The organism is Aeromonas sp. QDB62, assembly GCF_027705695.1.
In the GTDB taxonomy this organism is placed as follows: domain Bacteria; phylum Pseudomonadota; class Gammaproteobacteria; order Enterobacterales; family Aeromonadaceae; genus Aeromonas; species Aeromonas allosaccharophila.
On the sequence record NZ_JAPDCD010000083.1, the window covers coordinates 1 to 7,516 of the forward strand.

The following is a 7,516-nucleotide window of genomic DNA, read 5'->3' on the forward strand; positions in this document are numbered from 1 at the left end:
GGGGCATGCAGTCGTGGCAAGCCCTCCGATGCCATATCGGCTCTTGAAGCTGGCTGAGGGTCATGGGTAATCAGGTAGCTAATTGATTAAATTCACGATCTTTTTCTGGGATCATGAAGGGGCAAAAATCGCTTTACGGGTCTGATGGCGCTTGCTGCTGAATTTACTGTCGGCGAAGATGATTTGATGACCCATTATGTCACGCTGCGATAGAGATCTAGATGGAGATCACGATCTCAAGGTATTATTCGCATCATCGATTAAACAGACGTTATACTACAAAAAGTCAACGCAGTACCGATAAGGACAAGATATGAACGATGTAACACTATCAGTTCAACGGTTAGCTTCATACAGAGAAGCCATAAAAAAAATTAAACAAGGCAAATGTTCCTTATCTTTCCCGAAGGATACCAACATAGAATCCATTCTCGATTTTGAATCTGATCTTGTTCAGTTGGCTGCCTGGCTTGATGCCCGACTTGATGGGTTTAATAAAATTCAAGAAATATCCACTGAAATCAGTAAAGGCAGTGTTCTTGATGAGGTTTTAAATCGCATATATGACACATTTCATGAAATAATACCTTACGATAGGATCGGCTGCGCATTAATATCTGATGATTATGAGCGGGTTTTCGCTCATTGGACAAAAAGCAATTACCCAGAAAAAGTAATGATCAAAAATGGATATACTGCTTTTTTAAGTGGTAGTAGTTTAGAGGGGATACTAACCTCGCAACAACCCCGCATTCTTAACGACCTGCAACTATATTTAGCTGAAAACCCTAACTCATTATCAACTAAATTAATAGTTGCTGAAGGCATTCAATCAAGTTTAACCTGCCCGCTCATTGCAGATGGTAAGCCTATCGGTTTCATTTTCTTCTCTAGCAAAGAAAAAAACACATACATTGATGCCCACCAAAAAATATTTATTAACCTTGCAAGGCAAATATCATTTTTAGTCGAAAAAAGCCGTCTTTATCAACGCATCTATGACATAAACAATCAGTTGGTAAATGCATTGGCGCAACTCAAAGAGCAGTCTTCTCGGGATGCACTTACTGGTGTTTTTCATCGGGGCGCTATAATGGAATTCCTAAAAAACACCATCGAAAAAGACACAAGAAAAAAACAGCCTACTACTGTAATACTTGCTGATATAGATCATTTCAAACATGTCAACGACACATATGGTCATGTTGCTGGTGATACAGCGCTGAAGGAGGTCAGTAAAAGTTTAACTAACCACTTAAGGAGTCATGATTGTGTTGGGCGTTATGGTGGTGAGGAGTTTTTAATTATACTGGGTGAAACCAATGCCACAGATGCTCTGTTAATTATAGAGCGTATCCGTCAAGCAATTTCTGATCTAAAGTTTGAAAGGAATGAAGGCAATTTTTCTGTCACCATGAGCTTTGGTATTGCCTGTTCAGATAATACCTCACATATAAAGACTGAAGAAACATTACTACTAGAAGCGGATAGTGCTTTATATCATGCAAAAAACGAAGGTAGAAATCGTGTATGTATCGCATAAAAAGATTTAATTTGGCTTGAATAGTGAGAATCGCGGTTGCCATACGCTCGGAGCGAAGCATTTACCAAGGCATCTTGCGGAATACTGCTTCCGGTTTAATCATCGTTTTGACCTCAATAGCATGTTGGTAGAATTGGGGCATGCAGTCGTGGCAAGCCCTCCGATGCCATATCGGCTCTTGAAGCTGGCTGAGGGTCATGGGTAATCAGGAAAGAAAAAGAGTCGTCCATTTTAGAGGCGCAGGAAAAGATAATCCTATTGGAAGACCAATACAGAATCTTTGAAATGGAATTGAAAGACCGTCTCTATCATATACAAGATGAAATTGATAAAAAGCAAGCTTTACTAAGCGACCTTCTTAATTTAGATGAACTTAAGGCTGAGTTTTATTTACAGGTTGATGATATAAATAGAACAATTAAAGCCAAAGAGGCTCAACTTGATGCTGGTGAAGCCGAAATATGCAGGCGTTCATCTTCCTTAGATCTAATACAGAAAAATCTAAATGATAGCCTCATCTCATTACAAGAACGAGAAGATGCTCTAACAGAAAGATCTAAAGACTTGGCAAACATCGTGGATATTAAATCAAGAGAGTAGGCTAAAGTAATGTTTGAGCAGTTGTTGAAAGAAAAATCAAATGAGATAAAAGCACTAGAGGAAAAAGAAAGGAAAGCAAAAAAAGATATTGATGATTTAAGGCGAAAATATAGTTCATATATCAAAATTCCATGATTTTCAAATACTGATTGTGTAGGTGTGGTTCTCACCTGAAAACCATTTTTTATCTAACCATTGACTGACAGCACTTGATCTCAAGAGCACGCCACATAGCGTACAAGCTCTATGGGCTCTATGGGACAGCAACAATCAAGCCTCATGCTGCCGTGTATGGCGACAAGCGGGAGAGTTCGGCGTATCAACGTTCAGCACCATCCTTGACGATACAGAAAACCAGAAATTTCTGCGTTATTAGTAGGTTTACAAAAGCGCATACGTATGTCAATATTTTCTTGTGAAGATGTTAGTGTTGCTGACTAATCGCCGCACTATGGTTTATATCAATATAATAGAGAGGTGAAATTGCCATGAAAAGGATTCTTCTAATACTCATCTCTTTTATTATATCTGTCGATGTAACTGCAAAAGAGACCATACATTGGGCTCAGTATGACATTCCTCCACTTTATATAAAAGATGGCAGCTATTCAGGTAGAGGTGTGGTTGATGTTACTGACGCAATGATAAGAGCTGAATTACCTCAGTATAACCATGTAATAATATGGGCGAATATTGCCAGAATTCAACGGATGATGCAGCAAGGGAAAAAAGTTGTCTGTGGCAACATGCTAAAAACGCCTGAAAGAGAGAAGTATCAAACATTTTCTACTTTTCATAAAACACTATCAACTGCACCACATGTAATCATACCATCCAGTGAGCTTAACACTTATAAGCAGTATATAATTGATGGAGACGGTGTTGATTTGCTTCGGTTGATTCAATCGAAGGATAAACTTGGCTATTTCATAGCGTCTCGTTCTTATGGAAGTAAATTTGACCTCGCAATTAAAGATAAAACAAATAAGAGAGTTAACTACTCGCTCAATGCTCCGATGGGTAATGACCTGGATATGCTATTAAAAGATGTAAATGGTTTACCGTTGCATACCCAGAGGAAATTATCTATTACACAGAAAGTAAGTTTGGGTATGGCTCATCAACAGTATCTGATTTAAATAAAAAGGCTTATCTAGGGAAGTTCAAAGTTCTTCCGATAGCTGGACAGCAAAAAGAAATATCAACTTATGTTGCCGCACCGAAAACCGAGTGGGGTGATAAAGTCATATCTGATATCAATGAAGCACTATCAAAACTGAAATCAAATCCAGCATATATTAACGAGAACTATATGTGGCGTAACTTACCTAATCATGATATGCGTTAGGTATATAGTGATTCTATCCATTGAATACATATACCCTAACGCTATCTAAGTTCATATACCAACTATCGCAACCTAACCTGGATACACCTTATTTCATCAATGTTGATTATTTATGCTTTTGTGAGATAAGACATCAACTCTAATGTGAAAGACTCGACAGAATATCCAATAGGTAGCGGCGTTGTTCTAATGGTGTTTTGCTTGTCCAAAAATCGAAAATCACATGAGCTAGCAATGGCATTAAGAGAAGTAAAACACACAACATTGCAAGCAGTTTCTTTGCTGAAACCTTTTTATTCGCAGTACCAAAATGAATCGCATTAGCTTGTTTTGGGCATGCAGAGATACAAGTTAAACAGTTTGTACACTCAATATTTCTGACAGATATAAGTTCATGAACCTGTATCCTTGATGGACATGCTCTACTGCATTTATCACAATCGTATCCCTTGCTTCGTAAACAGCTGCTGGAAGACCTGCGAATACGCAATGGTGTCAGAAGCCCCAGCAAGGAAAGCCATCCACCATAAGGGCATAGGTATCTACAGAAGCCTTGCTTGAAAAACATCGTGATACTTAATACCCAAACAACAAAAATACCTGATATAAAGTTCAAGTTGAAAAAGAAGGCTCCCATTTTCATGTCAGCAGCTTGGTGATACTGGCTCATCAAGTACCCTGGCAGTGCAACATTTGGAACAGCAAGAATAACTATGAACATCAGAAATGATAGAACTAGAAATTTCTGAGATTTGAGCAGTAGGTCTAACCATTTTGGCGGAGCCCACTCACCTGGTAGCAGAAAATTTCGAAAATGATGCAGCCATTCACCGACAACCCCAAGAGGGCAAAACCATGAGCAGAAGGCACGACCTAAAATGAGTCCAGATAAGGAAATAACCAAGACTGTGATTGTTGCAGCTGGATGGTGGTAATCAGTAATGCCCAAACTCAACAACGCCCGCAAGCCAAGACCGCCCGCTATAGGTAGAAAGCCATCTACGATATCAGGTCTAGACAGCCAAGGTAGGTCACCCTGGTGGAGTTGAAAAATATAAACACCATACTGTATTGTTACAAATCCCCACGATGTAACTAAGAAATATCTAACTAAACTACGAAGTTGTTGATCTCTTGAATCATAAAATGCGGATATTAATTTATATCTATAAAGCATGACAATAGTGACAGCAAGCACGATTAAACTACTTAGTGGTGGCTTGGCTGCTACCGTCAACCATACAGCGGCGGTTAGCATCAGGAACAGCTGCCAAGACCAACCTGAACGCTCATGCCACTGGAACAACAACAGATACACCAAGCCACTCAGCATGGTTATGGTTTCAATCCCACTCATCTAGCCAACTCCCATCGCAAAAACAGCCAATCATAAACAACATTACAGTTATTCATTTTGATCTGGATGGGCAGTTGGCCTAGTTTGTGGCGATGACAAGATTGTAATTTATTCTCTTGTCTTAATGAGTGGGGTGTCTGAGCTTACGTTTTCAGCCCAAAAATGGATATTGAATCTAGCATCTTCAGACAGTTCAACCCTGTGCCAATACTGAGGTGGGCTGGTTGCAAACTCTCCGGCTCGGATTACAAGCGTAATTTCAGGTGTCTCTGCTGTTTCATCAGCAAAACCGTAATATGTTACCGTCCCTTCCATTACACATAACTGACCGAATACGCCAGCAGCTGTATTGTGATGGGTTAATAGAGCCTGTGGTACGTTTTCATTTGTAAAAAATGGGGTTGAACGGCGAACAACCCAATGAGCGGGTATACTATGCAGTAGCGACATGTTTTATCCTTAATAACCTATGAAATTAAGTAAGGCTGAGCATATGCTCAGCCAGCAATTATTCATCTAGAAAGAAGGCGTAAAAGTGGGAATGCAGCGCCCATTTGGTCTCCACCTACGACAAAGCCGCACATTTCACCATCCTCGCTGCGAGCTTCTGCGACCATTCCATTTTTATTCCACTTAAACTGCCATGAAAGGTCTGCACCTTTGGTTCTACCAGCTAACTGCAAAGGATATTGAAGTGTTTTTACCTTCACTAGCATTGGAGGAAGCGTTAGTGGTGTTGGCTTACCAATCAGAGTTTTAGATAATGCATTGGCACCGAGAACAATTGGCTGCAAAAAGGGTCGCAATTCACCTTTCCACTCAACGCAATCACCAAGAGCATAAATGTGCTCACTCGATGTTCTCAGGTAATCATCTACTACAATTCCGCGTTTAACAGCCAGTCCTGCATTCATCGCTAAGGATAGATTCGGTTGTAGACCTATAGCTGAAATGACAAGATCCTGTTCACTGAAACTGCTGTCAGTGAGCTCTATCATAAAGGATTCGTTGGCATCTCTTCTTTGTATCGACTTGATACCTCGGGAAGGTGCGAATAAGTACCCTATGTGCCAAAACTAAAAAGTTTAGCCATTTAATATCAATAATTTAGAATGGTGTGTTTTTGTGCCAAGTGACTTGTTAGCACCTTCCCTAGAACAATTTTGGTATCAACAGCAATAGCGCATGAAGAAAGTGTCGCAAGGAAAATTAACAATATGTTTCTTATGTTGTATTGTGAAAACATACATACCCCACATTGACACATCCCACTTTTAATATAGCTCACGTTAAAAAATTCGCCATGCTAAATGAAATTAAAATACTGTTGGTGACATTTCTCACGAGATATGGGCTCGCGCCACTTAAATAGTGTTTCTTCCAAAATGGTTTGCTCTGCTGAAAGCTAATGTATAGGAATTCGAGTAGCAAGCCATCAATGCATATTCATAGACAAGTAATTAAAATTATACACAGACACTGAATAAAATAAACAAGATCCCCATGATTAGGGTATCTTGTTTCATACGGTCAATTACTTCTTTACCAGTATAATAATGATTTCTCTAAGAAATGCTCAGATAGTTGTATTTTTGGCGACAGCTATTTATCGTTTCACTTTGCATGAATACATCTCTTCATCTGCGTGCCGCAGTAGTTGATCTAAATTAGGCGGCATACTAGCATCGTAAATCACAATTCCTAAGGAGCATGACAACTGGTATGGCTTACCACTATGACTATTGAAGTCATCTATTGCATGATTCAGCCGCTCTTTAATTCTCTGACAATGTTCACTACCAGTGCCAGGTAAAAGGACAACGAATTCATCCCCACCAAGGCGAGCGAATATATCAGCATCGCGGAATACTCGGCATAACAACTCGGCCACATGTCGCAACGCGTCATCGCCAATGTCATGACCAAACTTATCGTTAATTAGTTTGAAGTGATTTAGATCTAAAAAAAGTAAGGCCGCTGGGTGTTTTACACGAAATGCATATTTCAAACTTTTTTCGGCGAGCAGCATGAATCCTCTACGGTTAGTTATCCCCGTCAATTCATCTATGGTTGCTCTCTGAACGGCTTGTAACTCACTCTCAACCATGGATGCCAAATCAGCTAACAGCGCTTGGTCTCGTGGGCTAAAACACCTGGGTTTAGAGTCTATGATGCACAATGTACCCAGCTTCAAACCGTTCCCAACTTCTAGTGGATGGCCTGCATAGAAGCGAATGTGTGGTTCCCCCGTGACTAAGGGGTTGTCAGAAAATCGTGGATCTTGGGCCGCGTCTTCAACTACAAACAGTTCTTCACCGAGAATTGCATGACCACAAAAAGAAATGTCTCGCGGTGTCTCCAATACCGGCAACCCACAACATGACTTGAACCACTGTCTGTTTTCATCCACCAATGAAACCAATGCGATGGGCACATCAAACATGTTGCGAGCCATCCTGGTAATCCGGTCAAAACGCTCCTCTGCGGGGCTATCAAGTATCGCTAAACGGCGCAATGCTTCTAAGCGAAGCGGTTCGTTATCCGGTACTACAGGGCTTTGCATCAACATCTCCTTGTTGTGTGGGCACTGTACCTGTCTCTTGATCAGATCTTGATCCCCTGCGCCATCAGATCCTTGGCGGCAAGAAAGCCATCCAGTTTACTTTGC

7 protein-coding genes and 2 pseudogenes are annotated in these 7,516 nt (G+C 40.4%); 5 read left to right on the top strand and 4 right to left on the bottom strand.

The features are described 5' to 3' along the window. Positions 1 to 313: 313 nt before the first annotated feature. The 5 genes and pseudogenes from OKC27_RS22045 to OKC27_RS22065 all read left to right on the top strand — a co-directional run bounded on the left by OKC27_RS22045 (position 314) and on the right by OKC27_RS22065 (position 3,282). Entirely contained in the window at positions 314 to 1,543 is a 1,230-nt protein-coding gene (locus OKC27_RS22045) for a sensor domain-containing diguanylate cyclase (RefSeq protein ID WP_005344802.1), read from the top strand. A gap of 37 nt (positions 1,544 to 1,580) precedes the next feature. Beyond that, positions 1,581 to 1,748: pseudogene (locus OKC27_RS22050) on the top strand (IS1595 family transposase); the annotation flags it as partial. An 80-nt stretch (positions 1,749 to 1,828) separates the two neighbouring features. Further along, positions 1,829 to 2,143, top strand: coding sequence for a hypothetical protein (locus tag OKC27_RS22055; protein WP_148140617.1), 315 nt, complete (start codon positions 1,829 to 1,831; stop codon positions 2,141 to 2,143). 9 nt (positions 2,144 to 2,152) lie between these two features. Then, on the top strand, positions 2,153 to 2,278 hold the full coding sequence (locus tag OKC27_RS22060) for a hypothetical protein (protein WP_265324674.1): 126 nt from the start codon (positions 2,153 to 2,155) through the stop codon (positions 2,276 to 2,278). Positions 2,279 to 2,631: 353 nt separating this feature from the next. Beyond that, positions 2,632 to 3,282 (top strand): TIGR02285 family protein, encoded by a 651-nt coding sequence (locus tag OKC27_RS22065; protein ID WP_270806711.1) that lies wholly within the window; start codon positions 2,632 to 2,634, stop codon positions 3,280 to 3,282. A gap of 348 nt (positions 3,283 to 3,630) precedes the next feature. On the opposite strand, the gene OKC27_RS22070 is transcribed toward OKC27_RS22065, so the two are convergent. The 4 genes and pseudogenes from OKC27_RS22070 to OKC27_RS22085 all read right to left on the bottom strand — a co-directional run bounded on the left by OKC27_RS22070 (position 3,631) and on the right by OKC27_RS22085 (position 7,411). Then, positions 3,631 to 4,848 carry a 4Fe-4S binding protein gene (locus OKC27_RS22070; RefSeq protein WP_005344804.1) on the bottom strand — a complete coding sequence of 406 codons (1,218 nt, stop codon included), beginning with the start codon at positions 4,846 to 4,848 and terminating at the stop codon, positions 3,631 to 3,633. 108 nt (positions 4,849 to 4,956) lie between these two features. Next, the gene (locus OKC27_RS22075; RefSeq protein WP_075112420.1) at positions 4,957 to 5,298 is read right to left on the bottom strand and encodes a DUF1971 domain-containing protein; all 342 of its coding nucleotides are present in this window, start codon (positions 5,296 to 5,298) and stop codon (positions 4,957 to 4,959) included. Positions 5,299 to 5,360: 62 nt separating this feature from the next. Next, positions 5,361 to 5,876 (bottom strand): annotated as a pseudogene (locus OKC27_RS22080) (FAD-dependent oxidoreductase); the annotation flags it as partial. A 578-nt stretch (positions 5,877 to 6,454) separates the two neighbouring features. Beyond that, entirely contained in the window at positions 6,455 to 7,411 is a 957-nt protein-coding gene (locus OKC27_RS22085; RefSeq protein ID WP_270806712.1) for a sensor domain-containing diguanylate cyclase, read from the bottom strand. Positions 7,412 to 7,516: the final 105 nt, after the last annotated feature.